At 64.7% G+C, this 24,656-nt stretch carries 23 protein-coding genes; 7 read left to right on the top strand and 16 right to left on the bottom strand.

Annotation, left to right across the window (positions count from 1 at the left end; all coding sequences use genetic code 11):
- Positions 1–7: 7 nt before the first annotated feature.
- Genes NCR98_RS25310 through NCR98_RS25295 form a run of 4 tightly spaced genes read right to left on the bottom strand, consistent with a single transcriptional unit; the run spans position 8 to position 4,239 of the window.
- Complete coding sequence (locus NCR98_RS25310) at positions 8–988, bottom strand: sugar-binding transcriptional regulator (RefSeq protein WP_244830810.1); 981 nt, start codon at positions 986–988, stop codon at positions 8–10.
- A gap of 36 nt (positions 989–1,024) precedes the next feature.
- Positions 1,025–1,870 carry a carbohydrate ABC transporter permease gene (locus NCR98_RS25305; protein WP_284503485.1) on the bottom strand — a complete coding sequence of 282 codons (846 nt, stop codon included), beginning with the start codon at positions 1,868–1,870 and terminating at the stop codon, positions 1,025–1,027.
- Between the two features lie 32 nt (positions 1,871–1,902).
- Positions 1,903–2,829, bottom strand: coding sequence for a carbohydrate ABC transporter permease (locus NCR98_RS25300; protein ID WP_244830813.1), 927 nt, complete (start codon positions 2,827–2,829; stop codon positions 1,903–1,905).
- A gap of 39 nt (positions 2,830–2,868) precedes the next feature.
- Positions 2,869–4,239, bottom strand: coding sequence for an ABC transporter substrate-binding protein (locus tag NCR98_RS25295; RefSeq protein ID WP_250494563.1), 1,371 nt, complete (start codon positions 4,237–4,239; stop codon positions 2,869–2,871).
- A gap of 260 nt (positions 4,240–4,499) precedes the next feature.
- On the opposite strand from NCR98_RS25295, the gene NCR98_RS25290 reads away from it, so the two are divergent.
- The 7 genes from NCR98_RS25290 (at position 4,500) to NCR98_RS25260 (ending at position 12,124) form a co-directional block, all read left to right on the top strand.
- On the top strand, positions 4,500–5,621 hold the full coding sequence (locus NCR98_RS25290) for an ABC transporter ATP-binding protein (protein WP_250494562.1): 1,122 nt from the start codon (positions 4,500–4,502) through the stop codon (positions 5,619–5,621).
- A gap of 120 nt (positions 5,622–5,741) precedes the next feature.
- A complete protein-coding gene (locus tag NCR98_RS25285; RefSeq protein ID WP_250527663.1) occupies positions 5,742–6,026 on the top strand; it encodes a hypothetical protein in 285 nt (94 codons plus the stop codon).
- 152 nt (positions 6,027–6,178) lie between these two features.
- Positions 6,179–6,688 (top strand): Csu type fimbrial protein, encoded by a 510-nt coding sequence (locus NCR98_RS25280; RefSeq protein WP_244830818.1) that lies wholly within the window; start codon positions 6,179–6,181, stop codon positions 6,686–6,688.
- Position 6,689: 1 nt separating this feature from the next.
- Positions 6,690–7,484 (top strand): fimbrial biogenesis chaperone, encoded by a 795-nt coding sequence (locus tag NCR98_RS25275; protein WP_250527662.1) that lies wholly within the window; start codon positions 6,690–6,692, stop codon positions 7,482–7,484.
- Positions 7,485–7,533: 49 nt separating this feature from the next.
- Entirely contained in the window at positions 7,534–9,963 is a 2,430-nt protein-coding gene (locus NCR98_RS25270) for a fimbria/pilus outer membrane usher protein (RefSeq protein WP_250527661.1), read from the top strand.
- A complete protein-coding gene (locus NCR98_RS25265) occupies positions 9,960–10,931 on the top strand; it encodes a Csu type fimbrial protein (protein WP_250527660.1) in 972 nt (323 codons plus the stop codon). The genes NCR98_RS25270 and NCR98_RS25265 overlap by 4 nt, the downstream gene beginning before the upstream one ends.
- Before the next feature lie 293 nt (positions 10,932–11,224).
- A complete protein-coding gene (locus NCR98_RS25260; RefSeq protein WP_250527659.1) occupies positions 11,225–12,124 on the top strand; it encodes an EAL domain-containing protein in 900 nt (299 codons plus the stop codon).
- A 167-nt stretch (positions 12,125–12,291) separates the two neighbouring features.
- On the opposite strand, the gene NCR98_RS25255 is transcribed toward NCR98_RS25260, so the two are convergent.
- From NCR98_RS25255 to NCR98_RS25200, 12 genes are all read right to left on the bottom strand, one after another.
- Positions 12,292–13,674, bottom strand: a complete 1,383-nt coding sequence (locus NCR98_RS25255; protein ID WP_244830823.1) for a sigma 54-interacting transcriptional regulator — start codon at positions 13,672–13,674, stop codon at positions 12,292–12,294.
- Between the two features lie 5 nt (positions 13,675–13,679).
- Positions 13,680–15,395, bottom strand: a complete 1,716-nt coding sequence (locus NCR98_RS25250; RefSeq protein ID WP_250527658.1) for a TadG family pilus assembly protein — start codon at positions 15,393–15,395, stop codon at positions 13,680–13,682.
- A 7-nt stretch (positions 15,396–15,402) separates the two neighbouring features.
- Positions 15,403–15,702 carry a DUF3613 domain-containing protein gene (locus tag NCR98_RS25245; protein WP_244830825.1) on the bottom strand — a complete coding sequence of 100 codons (300 nt, stop codon included), beginning with the start codon at positions 15,700–15,702 and terminating at the stop codon, positions 15,403–15,405.
- Between the two features lie 26 nt (positions 15,703–15,728).
- Entirely contained in the window at positions 15,729–16,451 is a 723-nt protein-coding gene (locus NCR98_RS25240) for a tetratricopeptide repeat protein (RefSeq protein WP_250527657.1), read from the bottom strand.
- A 56-nt stretch (positions 16,452–16,507) separates the two neighbouring features.
- Positions 16,508–17,476, bottom strand: a complete 969-nt coding sequence (locus NCR98_RS25235) for a type II secretion system F family protein (protein WP_502799809.1) — start codon at positions 17,474–17,476, stop codon at positions 16,508–16,510.
- Between the two features lie 37 nt (positions 17,477–17,513).
- Complete coding sequence (locus NCR98_RS25230) at positions 17,514–18,494, bottom strand: type II secretion system F family protein (protein ID WP_502799807.1); 981 nt, start codon at positions 18,492–18,494, stop codon at positions 17,514–17,516.
- Complete coding sequence (locus tag NCR98_RS25225; RefSeq protein WP_244831002.1) at positions 18,487–19,872, bottom strand: TadA family conjugal transfer-associated ATPase; 1,386 nt, start codon at positions 19,870–19,872, stop codon at positions 18,487–18,489. Before NCR98_RS25225 ends, NCR98_RS25230 begins: the two co-directional genes overlap by 8 nt.
- 2 nt (positions 19,873–19,874) lie before the next feature.
- Positions 19,875–21,167, bottom strand: coding sequence for a P-loop NTPase family protein (locus tag NCR98_RS25220; RefSeq protein WP_250527655.1), 1,293 nt, complete (start codon positions 21,165–21,167; stop codon positions 19,875–19,877).
- Entirely contained in the window at positions 21,164–22,522 is a 1,359-nt protein-coding gene (locus NCR98_RS25215) for a type II and III secretion system protein family protein (RefSeq protein ID WP_250527755.1), read from the bottom strand. Before NCR98_RS25215 ends, NCR98_RS25220 begins: the two co-directional genes overlap by 4 nt.
- 100 nt (positions 22,523–22,622) lie before the next feature.
- The gene (cpaB, locus tag NCR98_RS25210) at positions 22,623–23,573 is read right to left on the bottom strand and encodes a Flp pilus assembly protein CpaB (RefSeq protein ID WP_250527654.1); all 951 of its coding nucleotides are present in this window, start codon (positions 23,571–23,573) and stop codon (positions 22,623–22,625) included.
- Positions 23,574–23,605: 32 nt separating this feature from the next.
- A complete protein-coding gene (locus NCR98_RS25205; RefSeq protein WP_250494552.1) occupies positions 23,606–24,082 on the bottom strand; it encodes a TadE/TadG family type IV pilus assembly protein in 477 nt (158 codons plus the stop codon).
- Complete coding sequence (locus tag NCR98_RS25200) at positions 24,079–24,588, bottom strand: A24 family peptidase (RefSeq protein ID WP_250527653.1); 510 nt, start codon at positions 24,586–24,588, stop codon at positions 24,079–24,081. Before NCR98_RS25200 ends, NCR98_RS25205 begins: the two co-directional genes overlap by 4 nt.
- Positions 24,589–24,656 lie beyond the last annotated feature (68 nt).

The raw sequence follows: 24,656 nt of genomic DNA, 5'->3' as shown, positions 1-24,656 counted from the left end.
GTTCTCTTCAAGGTTCGTCGCAGAGTCGCCGCGCCGTGTCTTCATCGGTCACGAGCACCGACGGATAGCGTCCGCGCAACGCCGCACGCGTGACATGAAACTTCTTCGCCCCGCCACTGACGAGAACCACGCGACGCAGCTTGCGCAAGTCTTCGAGCGTGATCGCAACGGTGCGGCGATTCAGCGGATGATCGATCAGCTCGCCGTCTTCATCCATGAAATGCCCGAGCATGTCGCCGACCGCGCCCGCTTTTTCGAGCGTGCGCAATTGCTCCGGATTGTCGATGCCATAGGTTACGACGAGAGATTCCGTCAGATCGCCGCAAGTCAGCAGGGCAAGGTCGGAGTTGCGCGCGAGTTCGTAGGTCTCGCGCACGGTGCCTTCCTGCAGGATCACATCGCGCGCCTTCTGGCTGCTGACGTAGATGGGCGCGGCGAACAGATATCCGTCCGCGCGGCAGATATCCGCGAAGTCGGAAACGATATCGAACGTGTTGATGCTCGGGCAATGCGAGAGGCCGCCTTGCAGCGACACCGCCGACACCGCGCCATAACTGCGTTGCGGCATGGCGCGCAGCACGGCGCGGATCGTGCGTCCCCAGCCAAGCCCGATAGTTTGCCCTGCAACTATCTGCCTCGAAAAGTAGCTCGCCGCGCCGATGCCGAGCGCCGCGTTGTTCGCTTCGGTGTTCGCACCGGTCGGCACGACCACCGCGCATTCAAGACCGAAGCGTTTGCTGAGCGCTTCTTCCAGCGCGACGCATGGCGCTATCTTGCTGTTGATGGTGATCTGCACGAGACCCGACTCGCGGCTTGCCGCGAGCAGCCGGTTCACGCGCACGCGGTTGCTGCCTATACGTTCCGCGATCTCCTGCTGCGTCAGGTTGCCGACGTAGTAGTGCCACGCGACGCGCGCCTGCAATTCCTCTTCCGAGTCGATGGATTCGTCGGTTTCGGCGAAGGCTAGGGGTGGTACTGTCTTGCTCATATCGAGTGTCTGGTCACAATGGAAGGCCGAAGGAGTCTACTTCACCGCGCCCATCGTGAGACCTTGCACCAGCCGCCCGGACACGAGCAGCGCGAAGACGACCATCGGCAGGACGATCAGCGTACCCGTGGCCATGATCTCGCCCCAGGGCAATTCGTAACCGCTCATGTAGCTCGTCGCGGCGACCGGCGATGTAATGGCATCGGTGCGTGTCAGCACGAGCGCATAGAGCAGATCGTTCCACGAGAAGATGAAAGCGAAGATGGCGGATACGACGATGCCCGGCATCGCGAGCGGCAAGTTGATGCGCCAGAACACGCGCCACGGCGACGCGCCATCGAGCCGCGCGGCCTCGTCGAGTTCCACGGGAATATTGCGGAACTGGTCGGTGCAGATCCATACGACGATCGGCAACGAGAACGTCAGATAAAGAAGAATCAGCACGATGTGCGTATCGACGAGATCGAGCTTAGTCGCAATCAGAAAGAACGGCACCGCGAGCACCACGGGGCTCACCATGCGATTCGAGATGAACCAGAACCACAGGTCTTCCTTGCCACGAAATTCGAAGCGTGCGAGCGCGTAGGCAGCAGGCGCGCCGAGCAGAATGGCAAGCACCGTCGTGCTGCTCGCGATGATGAGCGAGTTGAGCAGACTGCCCGCCACGTCATGCTCGAAAAGCGCCGCCGAATAGTGATGAAACGTGGGACTGAACAGCCACTTCGGCGGATACGCGAGCGCGTCGGACTGGCTCTTCAGGCTCGTCGTCACCATCCAGTAGAAGGGAAACACGGACGACAGAAAGACGATCGCCAGACCGAAAAAGTGCCATACGGTGGCGCGTTTGCGTGCGGCACGCGCACGCAGGGCACGCTTGGTCATGCCGCCATTCGCGGCTTGCAGAGTCGGAGAACTCACGCGGCCTCCCGGTACACGAAGCGGATATAAAGACGCGACAGCACGATAGTCAGGATCAAGAGAATGATGGCCTGAGCGGACGCCATGCCCTGATCGAAGAGACGAAAGCCCACGCGCTGGATATAGATGCTGATGAACTCCGTCGCGGTGCCGGGGCCGCCGCGCGTCATGGTGAAGACGGCATCGAACATCTTCAGCATGTCGGCCGAGCGCAGAATGAGGATGGCCGTCAAACCCGGCAGCAAATACGGTCGCTGCAAGTGCCAAAGAATCATGCTCCACTTCGGCGTTTCGAGGCGCGCCGCTTCCTCGGCTTCCTTCGGCACCATGGAAAGCCCGGCCAGCAGAATCAGCGCGCAAAACGGCGTCCACTGCCAGATATCCATGATCATCACGGAGACGAACGCAAGCGTCGGATCGGCAAGCCAGTCTTGCGGCGGAATGCCGAAGAGGCCCGCCAGATAGTTCGCCACGCCGAACTGCCGGTTGAAGATCAGGCGGCCGATTAGGCCCACGACCGCATAAGTTGTCGCCATTGGAATGACGAGGCTCACGCGAGCGGCGGCGCGCATCCATCGCAAGTCGATACGGTGCAGCATCAACGCCGCAAAGAGCCCGAGTGCGACCTCGATCGGCAAGGTAAGACAAAGGAACAACGCAGTGCGGCCGAGCGCGCCCCAGAACGAGGGATCGGTGAGCGTCGCCACGTAATTGTCGATGCCCACGAACGGCGTGCCCGACGCGAGATCGGCGAGCTTGTACTGATGAAACGAGTTATAGAGCGCCAGCAGCAGCGGGTAAATGCCGATGACCGCCAGCGCGAATATCGCCGGAATTAGGAACCAGAAGGCAGGCGTTCGCGGCACCACGCCAAAGTAACGCGTCCGCTTTCCGAGCCTTGGAGAAGTTGCCACGCCTGCCATTCGATCGCCTCCGGTTCCTGATGTTTAGCGTTCAGCCGATTACTTGAGCAAAGGCTTCTTGCCGTCGTAATAGCCGGCTTTCTTCAGGATGTCCTCGGTCTTCTGACCGATGGTCTGCGCGCCATCCTTCACCGTCACCTGACCGAGCATGATCTTGCTGCCCCATTCGCCGATGACTTCCGACACCGCCGGCCATTCGGGGAAACGCGGACGATAATCCGGCACGCCGCCTTGCCACGATTCGACCATCGGCTTCACGAACGGATACTTGTCCTGCACCGCCTTGTCCTGATAGACCGCCGTGCGTGCCGGCACGCCGCCCGCCTCGAGATAAGGCTTCGCCATGGCCTCGGACGTGATCCATTGGATGAAGAGCCACGATGCCGCTTGCTTCTTCGCGCTGGCCTTTGCATTCACGGCAAGCGAGAAGCCGCCGAGCGCGGGCTTGAGTCCCGCCGGCCCCTTCGGTTCGGTGGTGATCGCAAGACAGTTGCCGAGCTTCGACTTGCTCGGGTCGGTGAGCGTCGGATAGAAAGCGGACCATTCGGTGATCATCGCGACCTGCCCTTGCGCAAGCGCGTTGACGGCTTCGGCGTGATCGAAATCGACGATACCCGGCGGCATGTACTTCATCAGCTTTTGCCGGTATTCGAGGCCCGCTTGCGATTGCGGCGACATCAGGTTCGACTTGAACTTAGCATCGAGAAGCGATCCGCCATTGGGCCACAACACGCGCATGAAGCTATCCGCCGATTGCGTCTCGCCGCGCCGCGACTGCAACGCGAAAGCGAACTTGTCGCCCTTCGTGAGCTTCGGCGCGTAGGTTGTCAGCAACTCGTCCCAGGTCTTCGGCGGCTCGTCGAAACCCGCGTCCTTCAGCATGCACTTGTTGTAGAACATGAGGCCCGAGTAATTATCGAACGGCAGGCCATACGTGACCTTGTCCCATGTGCCGAACGAGTCGAGCAGGATGGGGAAGAAGCCCTTCAGATTGAGGTTCGGGTCCGCGAGCTTCGGGTCGTCCGTGAACTTCTTGATGGGCACGAGCCACTTGTTACTCGCGAATTCGCCGATCCACACGACGTCCACGAGCACGATGTCCTGATCGCCGCCGCCCACGAAGTTGAGCACTTCCTTCTCACGCGTGTTCTCGTACGGAATCACTTCCCAGCGCACCTTGATGCCCGTTTCTTTCTCGAACTGCGGTATCAGGGTTTGTGCTGCCTTGTAACCGGGACGATCCAGAAAGATGGCCTTGATGGTGGTGCCAGAATACGGCTCCGCGGCTTCCTTGAGCGTCCACGCCTGTGCGTTCGATGCGGCGAAAGCCGCGCTGGCCGCAAGTAGCGCGACAGCCGCTACGTGCTTGACGGGACCAAGTTGTCTCACCTGGGTGAAGCGCTTCTTCATGCCTGTCTCCTTTGATTTTTTTAGAGCAGTGATGGCTTGCGGATTCGTTCGTAGCGTCTTTCGGTTCCTGCGAGTGCGAAGGGAACGGGTGGAAAACACGGCGTATGCGGCGAAGACCGTCTGTGTCGTTTCACTTGTAATTTCGGTTTTACAATTGTATATTTTGGCCCGAACAGGTTGTCAAGAACTAAATCGACGAAGCCATTCGATGCTGCGCTGCGATGAACATACTCGTGGCCCGGCCATAGACGGAGACAGGCATGAGCGCCGTTCATCTACAGCAGATCCGCAAGTCCTTTGCAGGCACCGATGTGCTCAAGGGCGTCGACATTCAGGTGAAGGACCGCGAGTTCATGGTCTTCGTCGGACCATCGGGATGTGGCAAGTCCACCTTGCTGCGAAGCATCGCCGGGCTCGAACGCAGCGATTCAGGGCAAATACTGATAGGCGGTGAAGACGTCACCGAACTCGAACCATCGCAGCGTGGCGTGGCGATGGTGTTTCAGTCGTATGCGCTCTATCCGCACATGACGGTGTACGAGAACATCGCGTTCGGACTGCGCATGCTGAAGCTGCCCGAAGCGCAGATCAAGGAACGCGTGCAGCGCGCAGCCGAGATCCTGCAGATTGGTCAACTGCTCGAACGCCGGCCGCGCGCGTTGTCGGGCGGACAGCGTCAGCGCGTTGCCATCGGGCGATCGATCGTGCGCGAACCGCAAGTGTTTCTCTTCGACGAACCGCTCTCGAATCTCGATGCCGCCTTGCGCGTGCAGATGCGCCTCGAACTCATCAAGCTGCACAAGCAACTCAACGCGACGATGATCTACGTCACGCACGATCAGACCGAAGCGATGACCATGGCAGATCGAATCGTCGTGCTGAATCATGGGCGCGTGGAGCAGATCGGCACGCCGCTGGAGCTTTATCGCACGCCGCATAATCGCTTCGTCGCAGGCTTCATCGGCTCGCCGAAGATGAACTTCATGGACGTGCGCGTGCAACGTGTCGATGCCGCCGGCGTCAGCATCGAACTGCCCGGTGGCGAGGCGCTCACGCTGCCCTTCAAGGCTTCGTCGGTGAAGGCGGGCGAGACGCTCACGCTCGGCATTCGCCCGGAACATTTCGTCGAGGAATGCGGCGGCGATATCGATAGCGGTCTTGCCGGCGAAGTGATGGTGATCGAGCATCTCGGTGGCGAGACGCTCTTGCATCTGCGATTGCCGAACGACCTCGTGATTCAAGTGAAGGGCTCGGGCGAGTCCACTGCGTTCGAAGGACAACGCCTGAACGCGGGCTTCAGCATTCGCCATGTGCATCTGTTCAACCAGGACGGCAGTGCGCTCGAACGTCTTCGGCCCGTGACGGAGACTGCTGCCGCTTGAGGCTGGGTCGCTCGATCAAGTTTCCTCAGCGGATGCCGTAAACGAAAAGAGGCGCCGAAGTAGCGGCGCTCGCGGCCGCGCCGTCGGCTGCATCCGTCACCGCTGTTCATCGTGAAACTCATGGCATCCAGCATCCGTTCGCTGACGGCATGGTCCGTCGTGGTGACGTTCGCGCTCAGCGCGGGACCTTCCGCTTTCGCAGGCACCGGCAACGCAGAGTTGCCCGTGACGCTGACCGTCTACGATATCTGCACGCTCGATACGGGCGCCACGCAGCCGAGCGTGGCCTGTTCCGCAGGCGGCCAGTACCGCATCCTCGCGGGCGAATATTTCGCGGACGTCCGCATCGCCGGTATCAAGGCCGCGCAACGACCGCCAATGCCGGTCGTCGAGATCGCGTTCTGAAACGGCGAACCCTTGACGACGCATTGTTACAATCGCTTACGCTTTAACGTCTGAGGAATGCACATAATCAGGGCGTCACGACGCGCCAAAAATCTGAGAGAGCAGCGCAAACGTTTGGCGCGCGGAAGACACTTCCAGAGAAGAGGTGAACAATGCGTCGCCGTAACCTTGCCGTTTCCGTGCTTTGCATCGCGTTGGCATCGGGGCCGCTTGTTCCGTTCGGAGCAAACGCAGCCACGCGAACCACTACCTTCACCGTATCCCTCACGCTGCAGAACGATTGCCAGATCGCGGCCAATCCGCTCAATTTCGGCAACTCGGGTGTTATCGCGGCGAACATCGATCAGACCACCACGTTGAGCGTCACCTGCTCGAACGGCGCGTCGTATAACGTCGGGCTGGATGCGGGTTCGGTGTCGGGTTCCACGGTGCCGAACCGGCTGCTCGCGGGCACGGGCACGCCTCTGCCGACGGTCGCCTATCAGCTCTATCGCGATGCCGCGCGCACGCTCGTCTGGGGCCAGACGGTCGGCACCGACACGGTCTCGGGCACCGGCACGGGCGCGGCGCAGACGGTCACGGTCTATGGCCGCGTCGCGCCGCAGACCACGCCGGCCGCGGGCACGTATTCATCCGTCGTCACGGCTACCGTCACGTTCTAGCATGCGCTCATCGCAGTGTTACCGGGACGCGCGGCCCGGCAGGCGGGAGCTCGCGTGTGCGCTGGCGGGCTTCTCGTGGTGGTGCCTTCTGTACGCGGCGAACGTATCGGCGGCGGCCTTGCAAGTGTCGCCGATCCGGCTCGATCTCTCCGCCGAAAGGCCCGCCGCCGCGCTCACGCTGCATAACGACGGCAGTGCGCCGCTCAATGCTCAGGTACGCGTGTTCGCATGGACGCAGTCGCTCGACGAAGACCATCTGGAGCGCACGGCCGCCATCGTCGCGAGTCCGCCGATCGTGCAGATCGCGCCGAACGGCGACCAGACCATCCGCATTCTGCGAGTGGGAAGCGAGCCGCTTGCGCGCGAGGAGACGTATCGTCTGCTGATCGATGAAATTCCGAACGCACAAAGCGCGCAGAACACGGGCGTGCGCATGCAGTTGCGCTATTCGGTGCCGGTCTTCGTGGGCGCGGACGAAGCGCGCTCACCCGCGTTGAAGTTCGCGCTGGAACGCAAGAGCCAGGCAAGCAACGAAACCGACGTCATGCTGCGCGTGTCGAACGGCGCGCAAACGCATGCGCAACTGAGCCGCGTTCGTCTTGACTGGTCCGATGGTCAGAGCACGCAAGTCTCGGCGGGACTGCTCGGCTATGCGTTGCCCGGCGCCGCGCGCCGCTGGCCCGTGCAGGGCGCGCCTGCGAATGGCACGTGGGCGACCTTGCACGCCGTCGTCAACGGCGAGCCCGTGACCATGCGTGTGAACGTCGAGCCGGGAACGCCGGGCTCCGACCGCTAGGCCGTGGATGCCATCGCCGCGCCCGGGTGCGAGCCGGTCACGCGCTCATGTGCTTCGTCTCGTGCCGATCATCGTGTGGTCCGCCATGCCCGCGTGGTCGCACGCGAACGACTCGACACCGGCGACAGCGCCCATGCAGATGCAAGGCGCCCTTCCCCATGAACGCGGCGAGCTATATCTCGAAGTGTCGATCAACGGAACATCGACGCAAAAGATCGCGCAATTCTTCGTGACCGACGAGACGATCTACACGACGCCTGGCGAATTGCGCGAACTCGGCTTGCGCACCGACGACCTGCAAGCGCAAGCGAACGGCCGCATCGCGCTGGGTGTCGTGCCAGGCCTGCGTTATCGATACATCGAGCAACAGCAACGCATCGACCTCGAAGCCGCCGATGCGCGCCGCGTGCCTTCCGCGCTTTCCAACATTCCGGCACGCGCGCCGGTGGCCGCAACCGGCACGGGCCTCGTCATCAACTACGAAGCGAGCGTGCAGACCAACTCGCCGGCGCAATACGGCTTCTATGGCGAGGAACGTTTCTTCTATCCGGGCGGCCTCTTCGACAACACCGGCACGGCGTACTGGTATGCGGACAGCCGCCGCTATGTGCGGCTCGATACGTCGTGGAGCCATTCGGACACCGCTTCACTCATGACCACGCGCATCGGCGACACGATTTCCTCATCGCTCACATGGACGCGCCCGGTGCGCATGGGGGGCGCGCAACTATCGCGCGACTTCGGCTTGCGGCCCGATCTCGTCACGTATCCCGTGCCCGCGCTCGGCGGTTCGGCCGCCGTGCCGAGTGCCGTCGATCTCTACGTCAACAATGTGCGCCAGTTCAGCGGCGCGGCGCCCTCGGGACCGTTCGTCATCAATGCGGTGCCGGCCATCAACGGCGCGGGCGAAGCGGTGATCGTGAGCCGCGATGTGCTCGGCCGCAGCGTGATGACGACGGTGCCGCTCTATATCGACCCGCGTCTGCTCGCAAGCGGCCTCACGGACTTCTCCGTCGAAGCGGGCTTCGTGCGCCGCGCGTATGCGCTGCGCTCGTTCGACTATGCGGGCGACCCGTCGGCATCGGCGTCGATCAGGCGCGGCATAACCGATACCATCACGCTCGAAGCACACGGCGAAGCCACGCGCGGCGTCTACAACGCGGGCGCCGGCGTATTGTTCGGCATCGGACAAGCGGGCGTCTTCAATGTGTCGCTAGCGGGCAGCGCGGGCAACGGCGGCTCGAATCCCGCGCCCCTTTATATCTATCCGGCAAGCTTCTACAACGGCTTCGATAGCAGTTTGCCGCCTTATGTTCCGCAAGCGCCGCATGGCGGCAGCGGCATGCAGGTTTCGGTGGGATGGCAATGGCGCACGCCCGCGCTTTCCGTCGATCTGCAAGCGCAGAAAGCGACGCCTCACTACAGCGATCTGGCGTCCGCCGAAGGCACGCCCGTGCCGCGTTCGACGTATCGCGCGACGCTTGCCGCGCCCGTGCGCGTGCTGGGTTCTTCGAGCACGGCAAGCGCGAGTTACGTGGGTCTTGCCGATCCCTACTACGGCGACTCGCGCATCGGTTCGCTGGCGTACACGGTGACGTTGCCGCGCGGCACGTCGCTATCGGCGAGCGTGTATCACGACTTCGGCGACACGCGTAACACCGGCGTCTTCGTGGCGCTCGCCTTCGCGCTCGGCGGCGCCCTCAACGCGAGCGTCGATGCAGGCAGCGATCACGGCAAACCGCTCTTCGGCGCATCGGTGACGAAGACGGCCGACTACGGCGGCGGCTTTGGCTGGCAAGCGCAGACGGCGCATCAGAACGGCGTGCAGCAGTCGCTTGCGCAAGGCGCGTATCGCACTCGCTATGGCGATTTGCTCGGCACCGTGGCGAGCGTGCAGTCGCGCGTGTATGGCGAGCTGGACGCATCGGGCTCCATCGTGATGATGGAAGGCGATGTGCTCGCGGGCCGCCGTATCGACGACGCCTTCGCGCTCGTCTCCACCGATGGCGTAGCGAACGTGCCCGTGCTGCACGAGAACCGCGAGATCGGCAAGACCAATGGCGCGGGGCATTTGCTGGTGCCGGATCTGATTGCGTATCAGGCGAATCATCTCGGCATCGACCCGCTCGATCTTCCCGCCAATACCTCCATCGCCACCACGCAGCTCAATCTCGCGCCGCAATCGCGGGCGGGCGTCGTCGCGCGTTTTCCGTTACGGGGTTTCAGCGGCGCACAACTGCAGCTCGTCGATGCCGCAAGCGCTCCCTTGCCGCCGGGCACGACGCTTACGCACCGCGAGACCGGCAAGCGTTACGTCGTCGGCTACGACGGACTCGCCTTCATCGACGATCTCGCCGCGACCAATACGCTCGACGCCACGTCATCCGGCACGCCCTGCGAAGCGCACGTTGCCTTCACGGCGCAAGCACACGCCTTACCGACGCTCGGCCCATTCACCTGCAAGAGCGCGTTGCCATGAAGCGCGCATGGTTCTTGGCTATCGCGCTGTTCGTCTTCATGACGACGCCGGTGCGTGCGCAAGTGTGCACGGCGTCGATATCGAGCATCAACTTCGGATCGATCGCGCCCGCGACGGATTCGTCCGCGAACGTCTCGGGCTCGGTGACGGTGTCTTGCACGGGCTTCGTGCTGACCTTGCCGGTGCGGGCGTGCATCAGCATCGGGACGGGCAGCGCAGGCGCGTCCTACACGCCGCGCCTGGCGGCCAACGGCGCCAGCACGCTGCAATACAACCTCTATGCCGATTCGACCGGCGGCACGATCTGGGGCTCGCGGCGCTCCGCGAGTTACGGCGCGGTGGCGCTCGACATACCGCTTATCCTCGCGCTCGGCACGGCATCCGGCAGCCGTACCTTGCCGTTTTATGGACGCATCGCGGCGGGTCAGAGCACGCTCGTCGCGGGAACGTATCTATCGACATTCTCGGGCGCGACGCAGGCCGAAATGACGTATCAGCAATACGTTGTTTCGCCGCCCAACTGCTCGACCGTGACCGCCAATTCGAACGCCCTTTCCTTTACCGTGAGCGCGACCGTCATCAACGATTGCACGCTTGCCGCGACCAACATCAATTTCGGCACGGCCGGACTACTCGATGGCGCCTTGACGGCAACGGGCACACTGAGCGTGGCATGCACCAACAACGACCCTTACTCGATAACGTTATCGGCCGGCGGCGGCAGCGGCGCAAGCGTCGCGGACCGGCGCATGACGCGCGGCGGCGGCAGCGAACAGGTGCGATATCAGCTCTATCAGAACGCGGCTTACTCGACTCCGTGGGGCGATGGCACGAATTCCGCGCCGGCTCTTGCAGGCACCGGCACCGGTTCGAGTCAGGCGATCACGGTCTATGCGCGCGTGCTGCCGCAAGCCACACCCACCGCCGGAACGTATAGCGATACCATCCTTGCGACCATCACTTACTGAGCCGCGAACGTGCGCTCTCCACTAGTCAGCATTGCAAAAGTTATTACACACAGGCTCGAAACTACAAGGCGCCGTGCACGGTGACGACGCATGCGGGCGTAACGCTTGCCTCGACGTAACGTTACCTTTGACCGATACGCTCTTCCCGATGCTTCCGAGGATCGCTCAACACCGGCAAAAATTCGGGTTTTCCCTTTCTGAAGTCCGCATCCGAACGCCGAACCGCCGCGTATATCCAAACTGGCACGACTCCTGCAAACCTTCTCTTGAACACTAAGGGAGGGCGGCAAAGCATGAGTACAACGACATCCCGCTCGCAGGTCGAGAACGTCGTGCGCGACTCCGGTCAGGCATTGAGGCGTCGCGTACTTCAGGGTCTCGCGGCTGGCGAGTTTTGTATCGCCTATCAGGGAATCTACCGAGTCGACAGCGGCGAGCTTGCGCGCATGGAAGCGCTCATCCGCTGGCGTCATCCAGACTATGGCGTGCTCTTGCCTGGCGCGTTCTGCGAGGCGTTGCAGGACCCGGACGTCATGGTGAAGATCACCTGGTTCGTCATGGATGCCGTCGCAGGCGATATCGCCGCGTGGCTCGCGCGCGGCGGCAAGCGTTATCCCGTCGCGGTCAACGTGCCGCCTTCGGTCGCCGCCATGCCGGGCTTCGCAAAACGCATGGAAGCGATCTGCGTGGCGCATGGCATCGCGTCGAGCTATGTCGAACTCGAACTCTCGGAAAGCGAGGATCTTGCGCTCTTTCCGTCGATTCAACAGGTCGTCCAGCGCTTCCGTAATAAAGGCGTCAACATTGCGATGGATGATTTCGGTACCGGCTACGCGTGCCTCGCCGCGCTCGGGCCGATCGACTTCGGCACCGTGAAGATCGCCAAGGAGCTGCTCGCGGAAGCGCCGCGCTGCCCGAATGCGTGCATGGTGTTTTCCTCGGTGCTCGCGCTGCTCACGCGGCTCAAGGTATCGATCGTTGTCGAAGGCGTGGAGACGCCCGCGCAGGCGCAATGGCTCGCGCAGTGGCCGCATGTGCTCGCGCAAGGCTTCCTGCTCGCGCGGCCCACGTTTGGCATGGACAACGTGCCGGGCGTGGATGCTCACGCGGACATGCAAGGCATGCAGGGAGCCCATGCAATCACGCGGCAAACCAGCCGGCGCTCGGCGATGCGTATCGCGGACGCGGCATGAAGGCGCGCACGCCTGTATGGAAAGTTGAAAGGACATAAGGCCGGACCCACTTATTTCATCCGGCCGCCCAGAGCTTCTGGCAGCCCTCGAAACGCCAGAACTTCGCCGACGTAGGCATGCGTCGGCGTTTTTTTTGGACGCCCGGAATCGATACCCGAGCGCGGCACTCAGAGCGGGCGCGTCTCCGGTTCCTCATCGAAGATCTGGAACTTGCGCATCTTCTCCCACAGCACCTTGCGGCTGATGCCCAGATGCAACGCCGTGTCCTGCCGGCGCCAGCCGTTCGCTTCGAGCGCCGCGATCACGCGATTACGTTCGTTCATGTCCCACTTGCTGCGGTCGACGAGCAGCTCAGTGGCGTTATCCACGGGTTGCGCATTGCGCGCGAGCACGAGGAGCCGCTTGACGCGCCCTTCGTCCCACGAGCCGAGTTGCCGCACCGTCACACCCACGCGCTCCGCCAGATTGCGCAACTCGCGCACGTTGCCGGGAAAATAGACATCGGCGACGGCGTCCGCCAGCCAGTACGGTAACTCGGGCAAGGACTCGAGCTTCTCCTTGCCCACCACTTCGTTGATGAACGACTTGAAGAGCGCAATCTTGTCAGCCGCGCCGCGTTCTTCCAGCGTCGGAATCTTGAGTTCGATGACCGCGAGCCGGTAATAGAGGTCCGCGCGAAACGTGCCGTCCTTCACGAGCTGCGGCAGGCTCTTGTTGCTCGCCGCGATAAGCCGGAATTCGAGCCGCACGGGCGTCGCGGAACCGAGCCGCGTGACCGCCTGATCTTCCAGCACGCGCAGCAGCTTGACTTGCTGATAGAGCGGCAAATCGCCGATTTCATCAAGAAAAAGCGTGCCGCCGTTGGCCTGCTCGAAGTAGCCTTTATGCGCGAGCACGGCGCCCGTGAACGATCCCTTCGCATGCCCGAAGAACAGCGACTCGAAGAGACCATCGGGAATCGCGCCGCAGTTCACCGGCACGAACGGACCTTCGCCATAGCGGCGATGCTTCTCGTGCAGCAATTGCGCAATGCGCTCCTTGCCGACGCCGGTCTCGCCGTGCAGAAGCACGGGCGTATCGCAATCGGCGAAGGTATCGACTTCGTGCAAGAGCGCCTGCATGCATTCGGCATGCGCGATCAACGCATGCGACGCCTGCGCTTCCTCGCCATGCGCGCGCAATTGCTGTGCGAGTTTCGAGACCATCGCGCGCAATTCGGCGCCGGTGAAATCGAGCGGCAGGATGTGCGAATAATCGGCGGGAAACATGGACGGATCGCGTTCGCGCGGCGCCGCGCCGACCCAGACCACGGGCATCGAATGACGCGCTTCCCAGTCGCGCAGCACGAATGCGCCGCTGTCTATCACGCTTACGCTGATGATCGCGATTGCCGGGCGCGACGAATCGCGCGGCGCGCTGATGGACGTGCCGTCCGCGCGTAATACATCCACTTCGTGACTGGACATGCAGCGCACCACGCGCTCGACGATGTCGGACTTGCCCTCCCACACGTGGATGTCGAGGCCATCGATTTTGGTGATCTGTCTCATGTCGTTCAGTACGCCAGTTGCGATTCGCCGCAGGTAAGCGACAAGTCGTGAATCGTGCTCGTGCCGATCTGCGCGCCGAGGAGTTGCAGGACGGGGACGAGGACCTGGTCCAGTCCGGCGAGTATCGTGGTCAATGCGGGCGTGAGCAAGGCAAGCAGCAGCGGTGCGATGCTATTGAGCAGCGCGGACGGAAGCAGCGGCGACGCGAGTATCAAACCGCCAGGCGCCGAGAGACTCGTGTTGAGCGAGGACAACGCGTTGGCGAGCGTCTTCCCCGGCAGCGATGCAAGTGTCTGGTAGTCGTCGCTGTTGCCGCTCTGGCCATCAAACGTGAGCGTGCCCGATGCCGAAGGCACGGAGCCGGTGGTCACCTTGGCGGTGACCGTCAGCAGTCCGAGCACGTTGACGAGCGTCGCCGGTTGCGAGCAGGCGGCGGTGCCCGCGGGGGTGTCGCCGACACACACGTTCGCCACCGTGCTGTTGACGCCGATGACCGAGCGCCGCGCGAGCGGCGGCCCCTTGCATTGCGTCGACGCAAGGTACGCGGAGCCCGCCACGGCCTCCACGACCACGGGCAGATGCACGGTCGGCGCGATGTTGCCGAAGAGCGGACCGAGCACGAGCGACAGCGTGCCGACCGTGACATCGAGCGATGCGCGCACTTGCGCGGTCTGCGCCTGCGTGCGCCAGTTGCCGTTGGCATCCTGGCCCGCTTCGCCGATGGCAAGCACCGGCGGCTGAATGACCTGCACGGTCAGCCCGGCGGAAATCCCGAGCAGATTCAACCCGCCCGCCACGTTCACCGCCGACTTCCCGGCCTGCGCGATCTCGGCCATGACGAAGAGCGCGTCCAACGGGCTGATGGTCGCGTTGAGCGCGGATTGCGTGTTGGCGAGCGCCACCGAAAGCAGCCCCGGCGCCGTCGATGTCTTGCCGAGCGAGATCGTCTGATTGCCCGAGATATTGGCGCTCGCGATGGTCTGCATCGCGCCGAGCGCCGTCGAGAGATTGGCGTTGGCCACGCTCGTCGTTTGCAGCGCGTTCACCATCAGGCGCGCGATCTGCGCGGCCGTGAGACTCGTGGCGAGCAGTTGATCGACCGTGCCCACGCCCGCCGCCGTCACCAGATCGGCGATTTTCACGCGGGTATCGGCGAGTCCCTGATACGACGCGAGCGAGAGATTGAGGCTCGTGCCGAGCAGCGCGTTGAGCAGGCCGTTGATCGGTCCCGGGCCGATGCTCGCGAGCGTCGTGCCGATGCTGAACGCGCCGATATCCGTGACCTTGGCGACGGCCGTCGCCGTCACCGTGCGTGCCGGCCCCACGAAGAAGTACGGCACGGTGCGCGTCGCGACGACTTTCACCGCGTTGATCGGCGTGCCGCCCGCCGCGAAATAGTCGGGCGCGGCGTTCGCTTGCGTGTCCCAGCGGCCGCACGCGGTCGTCATGCCGTTGCCCGACGCGGTGGCATCGAAGCCGTTGACCGCCACGCTGCCCGTCGCGGCGGCGGCGGCGCGCGTGCACGCGGCATCGGCGACTTGCGAGCCTGCTGTTGCCGCTAGATCGGCCGCGCTTTGCAGGCTGCGGCGCGCGAAAAAGAAATTGCCGACGTCGATCGCGCCGAGCGCCGCCACCGCCACGATCAGCCAGATGGCCGCGAGCGTGCCCGCCACGCCGCGTTGCGCGCGCCGCGCTGGTCGATGGCGAAAAGGCCGTGTCATGGGCCGGTCAGTCCGCGTCGTGATAGTTAACATCGAGCGCCGGACGTCCCGCCTGTTCCAGCGACGAGCCGTAGCGCTCGGGAATAGCCGTCTCGAACGACTTCATGTAGCGCGCGTAGGCAAGACTCGCTTGCGCGCCGGGCATCGGGCGCGCGGGACCGGCTGCGGCATTGCTCGACTGCAACGTGAGCCAGGCTTCGGTTGCGTGACCGACTTCGCTTGCTGCCGGTGCGCCTTCCTCGGCCCGCGCTGCGGATACGAGCGCCATCGCGCTCAACCAGATCGCTGCCATTGACGATGCTTTCATCGACTGCTTCCTCGCTCGATTCGATTTCAACGTGACGCGATACGGCTACCGCCGCCTTCGTCCTGCACTTGCGCGCGATACGTGCGCGCCGCCTGCTGCACGCGCTTTGCATCGCCCTGAATGGCCTGCTGCACGTCCGGCGCGAACTTCTGTTGCGTCATCAATCCCTGCGCGTTAGCGGCCTGCCCGCTCGAAAGCAGAAAGAGCGCGACGTTGCTCATGATCTTCGCGTTGTCCGGCGCGAGTTCGGCGGCCTTCATCAATGGCACGCGCGCGCCCGCTATGTCGCCTTCGCGCAGCTTCGCGTACCCAAGGTCGGACAGCGTCGCGGCATCGGTCGGCGCGCGCTGCGCGGCGGCTTCGAAGCGCATTGCCGCCAGCCGGAAGTCGCCCGCCTGGCCGGCCAGCAAACCCAGTCCACGCAGACCGCGCGCCGCGAACGGGGTATCGGCGAGACGCGCATAAGCTGCTTCGGCGGGCTGTGTCTGGCCGGTCTGACGCAGCGCATCGGCGCGCAAGAGAATGGTGTCGGGCGACTCGCCACACTGCTGCTCGTAAGCGTCGATATGCGCGAGCGACGCGAAGTACAACCCTTGCGACTGCATCCGGTCGATGAGCGCCAGATACATGCCGGGCGTGTCGGGCGCGGCATCGCGATGCATCGCCTGATCGAGCGCGGCCTGACGTTCGGCCTGAATGCCGACGCCGTAGCCGCTTTCCATCTTGCTCGCGCATCCGCCTAACAGCATGCATGCTCCGATAGCGGCAAGCGCGACGAGTCGCGTCCGGTTGATTGAAGATTGCGTCATCGATGAAGCCCCGAAAGCGAATGCAATACCGCGAGAAACCCCGGCCCCGCAGTGACGATGAGCAGGGCAGGCAACAGCGTCAGCACCATCACGCCCGTCATCTTCACGGTGACTTTGCCGATGCGCTCACGCAGCGCCGCACGCCGCGCCTCGCGCAGACGGTCGCCGAACTGCCTGAGCGGCTCCTGCACCGCGCCGCCGTATTTCTCCACCTGAATCACGAGCCGCACGACCGCCGCGAGGTCTTCGTTCTCGTAGCTGCTGGAAAGGCGCTTGAGCGACTGCTCGCGCGTGCGGCCCGTCGCAAACTGCGCCTGCGCCGCCGCCAGTTCCTTCGACAAGATCGGCAGCACCGTTTTGAAGTCGTGGATCATCACTTGCAGGCTCTGATCCAGCGATAACCCCACGCCCTGCAACAGCCGCAACAGATCGACGAACATCGGCAGCTCGTTGCCGACCGCACGCTGACGCGCGTTCGCCCGGCTCTGCACGAACCACTTCGGCGCCATGAAGCCGCCCGACAGCGCGACGAACAGCAGCAGCATGAAGCGCGCGCCGTGCGGCGTGCCACGCGCGAGCAACATCAGCGCGACCGGCGCGAGCGCCGCGCCCGCGATGCGCGCCAGCATGAAGGCGCCGCGAGCGCGCGCGTCGAGATAGCCGCAGCGATCGAGCAGGCGGCGGTCTTCGTCGGCCACGGCGATGCGCCCGAACGAGGTATCGAGCCACGCGATGCTCGCGCGACCGATGGCGGCGAACAGGCCCGTTGGCGGCGCTTCGCTGCGCGCGGGCCCGCTATCCGTCGATACCGGCGCGCCTGCCGCGACACGTTGCGTGAGCGCACCTTCCAGCGTGCGCGCCGAGCGTTGCATGCGCGCGTAGCGGCTCAACGCGAGCACGCCGATCAGGGCGGCGGCGCATGCGAGCGCGAGCACGGCGAACGCGGCCACGAGGTTGGGCGTCAGATGCATCGCGTCCTCTTAACGTTTACGGCGCGCGCGCTCATGTCCTGAGCCTCGCCATGCGAAACAGCAGCCACACGCCGAGCATTTGCAGGCCGAGCGCCGCGTACACGAGCCGCTGGCCGAGCGGATCGGTCCACATCGCATCGAAATATTGAGGGTTGGTGACGATCACCGCCGCGCCGAGCAAAACCGGCAGGAGACCGAGCACCCACGATGAGAGACGCGTTTCCGTCGACAGCGCGACGAGTTCGCGGTCGGCCTGTTCCAGATCGCGCATGAGCGCCGACATGCGGTCGAGCATCACGTCCGAGCGCCCGCCGTATTTCACCGATACGCGCAGCACCGCGCCCACCAGTTCGAGCTCGCGCACGCGATACATCCGCGCCACCGCGCCGAGCGCGTGATCGATCTCCATGCCGGTACGCAGCATCGGCAACACGCGGTCGAGGCAATCGGCGAGCGGCGGCTCCGCGCTTGCGAGCGCGGTCTGAAACGCCGCCGGCACGCTATGACCGATGACGATGAGCCGCACGATGCCATCCATGAACGAGGGCAACTGCCGCACGATACGCTGACGTCTTTTCTGCGCGCGCCAAAACAGCGCTGCCGCCGTCACGGCAAGCACGAGCGCGCCGGCCGCAAGCCCGAGCAATGCGTTCGTGCGCGCTGTCATCCAGAATGCGGCCAGCGCCGCGGCGACGAGCGTGACGAAAAAGAAAGCGCGCGGCCGTTCGATTCCCGCACGCCGCATCAGATGTCCATAAGCGGCACGCGCCCGCACGATGTCTCGCGCAATCTCGACACTCACGCCCGAGTGCGTGTTCGCCGATGCCCGCGACTGCTCGGGCTGCCGTGCAGTGCGCGGCCGCGGCGTTGCGTGCGACGCCATGACCTGCCGCTCCACGAAGCGCGCGGCGAGCATGCGTTCGCGCTTTTGCGCGCCGCGCCGCCACAAAGCGAGCGCGGCGGCCGCGAACAACAGCGCGAGCATCGCGACGAGCGCCGTGCCTCTAGACACGGAAGCCTCCGCCGAAGCCGCCGAAACCGCCGCCGCCGCTTTTGCCGAATCCTTCTGCAAGCGACGCGCCCAACGCCTGCCGATACTTCGCGAGCTTGGGCGAGCTCGGATGAATGCCGAGCGAGGTCCAGCGGTCGGTTTCCTCGCCGTTCGCATCGGCGACGGGGTCGTAGCGATACAACTCCTGCATCGCGATGATGTTGTCCGACAGCCCGGTGACTTCCGTCACGGAAAGAATGCGCCGCTTGCCGTTCGAGAGCCGCCCGATCTGCACGATAAAGTCGATGGCGTTCGCGATCTGCCGCCGCAGACTTGCCTCGGTGCCCTGAAAGCCCGCGAAACCCGCGAGCATTTCCAGCCGGTAAAGGCACTCGCGCGGTGAACTCGCGTGCACGGTCCCCATCGAGCCGTCGTGGCCGGTGTTCATCGCCTGCAGCATTTCCAGCACTTCGCCACCGCGCACTTCGCCGACGATGATCCGGTCGGGCCGCATCCGCAACGTGTTGCGCAAGAGGTCGCGAATCGACACGACGCCCGCGCCGTCGAAGCCGCCCGGACGGCTTTCGAGCCGCACCACATGCGGATGGTTCAGCGACAACTCGGCCGTATCCTCGATCGTCACGACGCGTTCGTGCTTCGGAATGAAGAACGCGAGCGCGTTGAGCAGCGACGTCTTGCCCGAACTCGTGCCGCCCGAGACGAGCACGTTGCAGCGCGCCTCCACCGCCGCTTCGAGCAGCGAGCTGATCTCCTGATTGAACGTGGAGTTCGCGAGCAGATCGTCGGGGCGCAGCGGATCGCGGCGAAACTTGCGGATCGACACCACCGGCCCGTCGATCGACAACGGTTCGATGACCACGTTCAGGCGGCCGCCGTCTGGCAGGCGCGCATCGACCATCGGGTTCGACTCGTCGAGCCGTCGGCCGATGGGCGCGAGAATCCGCCGCACGATGCGCAAGAGGTGCGCGTTGTCCGCAAAGCGCACGGGAATCTTTTCGAGCATGCCGTGACGCGACACGTAGACATCGCTATAGCCGTTGATGAGGATGTCTTCCACGGCGGCATCGGCGAGCAAGTCCTCGATCGGACCGAAGCCCGCGAGCTCCTTCGTGAGCGCGGCCGCGACGAGGCGTACCTCGCTCTCGTTGAGCGGGATGCGTCGCAGGCGCACGAAGCTGTCCATCTCCAGATCGACGAATTGTTGGATGGCCTGGCGCGACCATCGCCCGAATTCGGCGCCGAGTTCCTCGATACGCGTGAGCAGATGTTCATGTGCCGCGCTCGCCACGTCCTGGAACTGCTGCGAGTGCGCGAACGCGACGGCATCCTCGGCCAGATCGTTGGAAAACGCGATGTCCTTGCTGAAGTCCTGAACCATCGTCATGACCGCCTGAGAAAGGTGGGAAGAAGTTGCGCGAGTCCGGCGGCCGGGCTTTCAGTAGCCTTGGGCAGTGCATGGCGGCCGGCGGGCGCGGGTTCATCCGCGAGACGCGCGACGAGAGGTAAAAGCGCGCGCACGTAAGGGTCGCGCGGCGCGGTTTCCGCGAGCAGGCTTCCCTGATTCACCGCGCGCCCGAGCGCCTGCGCACGTTCCGGCAAGATGCCGATGAGCGGTAGCCCGAGCCGCGCGGCCAGTTGATCCGCGCCGAAGTTGAGCGCCGCATCGAACTTGTTGACGACCAGACCGAGCGAAATCTTCCGCGCCGCGGCTTCGGTTTGCTCGCCGCCGCGCACATGCTCGACGAGCGTGACGGCCGAGACCGCCGAGACCACGTTCGGATCGCATACGAGCCAGGTTTCGTCGGCGGCCTGCACGACTTGCGCGACGAAGTCGGGATTCGAAAAACCGCCGAGATCGACGATCTGGTGGTCGAAGTATGCGCGCAGCCGGTTGAGCGTGCTGACGGCCGTGGCAAAGGAAATCGCGCGCATTTCGGCAAGATCGGCGGGCAGCGCGGTGAGCGCGAGGCCGCTCGCATGACGCGCGAAGGCGGTGTGCACGAAGGTTTCGTCGAACCGGCGCAGGTTGCGCACGGCATCGACGAAATGCAGTTCGCTGCGCGTGTCGAGCAAAAGCGCGCTGTCGGCGGCGGGCAGGCCGAGATCGAGCAGCGCGGTGGCGCGGCGCGCGCTCTGACCGCGCCGTTGCAGACTCACGGCGAGATTGGCGGCGAGCGTGCTCACGCCCACGCCGATGCGCGCGCCGAGTAGCACCGTCAGCTTGCCGCGCTTGGGCACATGTTCGGGACGCTCGTCGATAAGCCGCCGCGCCACCGTGAGCACGCTGCCGGGATGCCCGCCGGTATCGATGAAATCGCGCACGCCCGCGCGCAACGCGGCGAGCGCGGGTGCGGGCGTCGCAAGCGTGCCGAGCGCCACGACCGGCACGTTCGGAAAAGCGTCGCGGGCCGCTTCGGCGAGTGCGGCCGCGTGGTAATCGGCGCGCTCGGTGAAGTCGATGAACACGATGGCCGGCGCGCATTCCGCGATGCGCGTGACCAGCGCGACGGCGTCGCACGGCGCGATTTCCACCGCGCCCGTGCTGGTCAGCGCCTGCTGCAGCCACGCTTGCCTCGACGGTTCGGGACTCGCCAGCAGAAAGCGCGCGGTGAGCGGCTCGCCCGCTGCCGCCGCCGCTGCTGCCTTGCCGGGTCCGAATCCTTGGGTGTTCATCGCGAAAATCCTGGCGCGGTGTCGGAAGAAAGCGCTCCGCCGACGAAGCTCTTCCACACCGGTCCGTCGCGCTGTTCGGACTGCTGGCCGGGCGTCATCGGCAAGGCGGCGCCCCGGGCGATAGGCGCGACCAGGTGCGGCGTCACGATGATCACCAGCTCGCGGTCCGTTTGCGAGTACTGCAAAGTCTTGAAGAACGCGCCGATGATCGGCAAGTCGCCGAGCAAGGGCACCTTGTTTACGTTCGACGCCGTTTCGCGATCCACCAGCCCGCCGATCACGAAGCTCTCGCCGTCGCCGAGTTCGACCGCCGTTTCCGCGCGGCGCGTGGTAAGCGCGGGCACCGAAACACCGTCGATGGTGATGGCGTGCGCGAAGTCGAGCTGGCTCGCTTCGGGCGCGACCTTCAGCGCAATGCGGTCGGCGCCGAGCACGGTCGGCGTGAGCGAAAGGCCTATGCCATACGGCTTATAAACGATGGTCGTGCTCCCGAGCGCCTGCGGCACTGGAATCGGAATTTCGCCGCCCGCGAGAAAGCTCGCGCTCTGGCCCGAGAGCGCGACGAGCGTCGGTTGCGCGAGCACGCGCGCGAGGTTGTTCCCTTCGAGCAGGCTCAGGTTGGCGAACAAACCGCGCGAGCCCGAGTTGAGCAGCAGGTTGAACGCGGCGCCGATTGGCGAGGTGGACGTCACCTGCAACGCGGTCGTCGCGCCGCCGGTATAGGAACCCAGCGAACTGGGCGCGAAACTGCCGAACGCGAAGCCCGCGTGATTCTGCGAGAACAGATTGAAGCCGGCTTCCTTCAGCACGGCCTTGCTGAACTCGACCACTTTCACGTCCACCTGCACGACGCTCTTGCTCTGTACCGTCGATGTATCGACGAGCGCGCCGTCCTTGCCGATAGCCGCGCGCGCCGCCGCTGCCGCGCGCTGATGCTTGGCCATCGACGGCGTGCTGCCGCTGAGCACGGCCGTCTTGCCGAGCACGCGCACTTGCGGCGCGTCGTGGTCGAGCAGCGCGGCGTTCGCGCTGGCGGCGACATCGACGGTATAGGACGCCGGCGTGTCGCGGCCCTGTTCCCAGACGAGCAGATTGGTCGTGCCTGCCGACTTGCCGACCAGCAGCACGCCGCCATTCTTGAGCACGAGAACATCCGCGATGGCGGGATCGGCGACGGCCACGCGCGACACCGTGCGGCCATGCGCGAGAACCCGCTGCGCACCGGTCGCAAGCGCGATCACGGGAGCGTCTTGCGCGCTGCCCGTCGATGCGCGCTCGATGTCATCCGCGTGCGGCGTCGCGACGGCTTGCGCCAGGTTCACGTTGAGGCCGAGCAAAACCGCGCAGCACGCCATGAGCGCGCGCGTGTGGAACCGCAAGATCGTTGGCCGGTTTATCGTCATCGTCATGGCTTGCTTCGTTTCGAATTCATCGGGATAGCCGGCATCGGCGCGCTCAATATGCGGTTCGCTCGACACGGCCACCCCGGATCACTTCCACTTCGTTGCTACGCGGCGCACGCGTCACGCCCGCCGCACGCGGCTGCGTCACCGGTTCGCGGCCGGCGCGCGCGCCCGACAGCGCACCGAGCGATACCCCGGCGGCCGCGCGTGCGGCGCCATCCGCGTCGGCATGCAAGGCAGCGGCATGCAGGGGCAGCCACGACTGCGGCGGCGGCATTTCGTCGTCGTTGGTGTTGCGCAGCGCCAGCACGAGGCGGCCCGAGCTTTCGGCGAGCGTGAGCGCATCGACGTCGGCGGTGCGCACGGCGAGTACGGCGGTCTGTGCGTTCAAATTGCGAGTCGCCTGGTTCGTGTCGCCCGCGGCCTTGCCATCGACACCCTCCACCGACGCGCCGCCCACGCTCAGCACGCGCACTTTCGACAATAGAAGGCGCGCCTGTGTCGCCTCTACTTCGGCGCCGCTGCTGCCGCCGCCTTCGCGCTTGAGCGTGAAAAACACATCGACGAAATTGCCCGGGCGCACGAGATTGCCGACCGCGTTGGTTTCGTCGACGCGCACCGCGATCGCGCGTTCGCCCGGCTCGACGACATCGGCAAGTCCGCTCGACAGCGTCTCGACCGTGAGCGGCGTGCCTTGCGGCACCGCGACGCGCGTGGTGCGGCCGGTGAGCGCGGCGGTATCGCCGAACACGCCGGACGCGGGTTCGGCCTGCATGCGCACCGTGAGCGACGCGGCATCGAGCGGCTTGCCGGGCTGCAAATCGCGTGCGGCGATCACCACCGGCGCGAGCTTGCGATCCACCGCGAGCGCGGGACCGGGCGCGCCGCCGTTGGCGCTTGCCGGCAGCGGCGCCGGGGCGCGCGCCAGCGTGAACGCGAAGATGCCCAGCGCGATGGCCAGCATGAAAAACAGGACCGCGAGCGTTCGTGTGACGTTGGCCATATGAGATCAATCGTGAAAGTTCGGGCGGACGCTCATAACACATTGTCCGGATTGAGCTGGACCATCGCGCGCGCCACCAGCGAATCGGGCAGCGCGAGGCCGATCAACGGCAGCGTCGGGACCAGCGGCTTTTGCGCATAGGCATAAGCGAGCGTCACCTGGATGCAGCGCAGGCTCCCGTCGTAGGTACATGGCGCGGGCGTGGCGGTGCATTGCGCGAGTCCCGCAAGCCAGTTCGACAAGCCTTGCGCGGTCTGGCAGGCGGCACTGCCACGGCGCGCGAGGGCGTCGTCGATGCTCGTCGCGTTGGCCTGATAGCGCAGCGCGGCGCGTGCGCCCTCTTCCGCTGCGAGCGTCAGCGACTGCTGCGCGACGAACACGAGGCTGTAGGTGACGATGGCGTAGAAGATCAGGAAGAACAGCGGAAACACGATGGCGAACTCGACCGCCACGTTGCCGCGCTGGTTTCGTCGTGGGCGTGGCCGTTGGATTGATGGCGCGGACTTCATGCTGGCCGCCCCGTTGCGTTCAGCAGATGCAGCGCCAGCTGACCGATCCCAGCCGCCGCGAGCAATGCGCCGTAGGGCGTGCTGTTGCGCCTGCGTTCGGCCACGCTTGCATCCGCGGCAAGACTGCGCAGCGACAGCACCACGCGGTCCTCACGGCGCGCGAGCAACACGAGCGCATGCACCGCGGCCGCAAGGCTCGCCGCGACCCAGACGCCGACGAGTTCGCGCGGGCCGCACCACGCGCCGAGCACGGCGAACGCCTTGACGTCGGCGGCGCCCATCATGCCGAGCAGGTAAAACGGCAAGAGCGCGGCGAAACCCGCCAACGCGCCGAGCAATGCGAAGCCGATCGCCGTCTGAAAAGGCGAAATGCCGAGCGCGGCGAACGCAAGCGCGAACACGCCTCCGGCCGCGACCAGCGAATTCGGAATGGACCTGCGCTGCCAGTCGAATAAGACGACCGCCAGCGCCCAGCCGATAAATATCGCGGATTCAAAATAAATCATGGCAGCGTAAATCGGCAGGCAATAAGACAGCGCCCTCCGTGGTAATACGGAGGTTTAATCGAAACTCG

It is taken from the genome of Caballeronia sp. GAWG2-1, assembly GCF_023631405.1.
Classification (GTDB): Bacteria; Pseudomonadota; Gammaproteobacteria; order Burkholderiales; family Burkholderiaceae; genus Caballeronia.
Note: the sequence above shows the minus strand (reverse complement) of the source record. Positions and strands in the feature narration are given on the sequence as shown.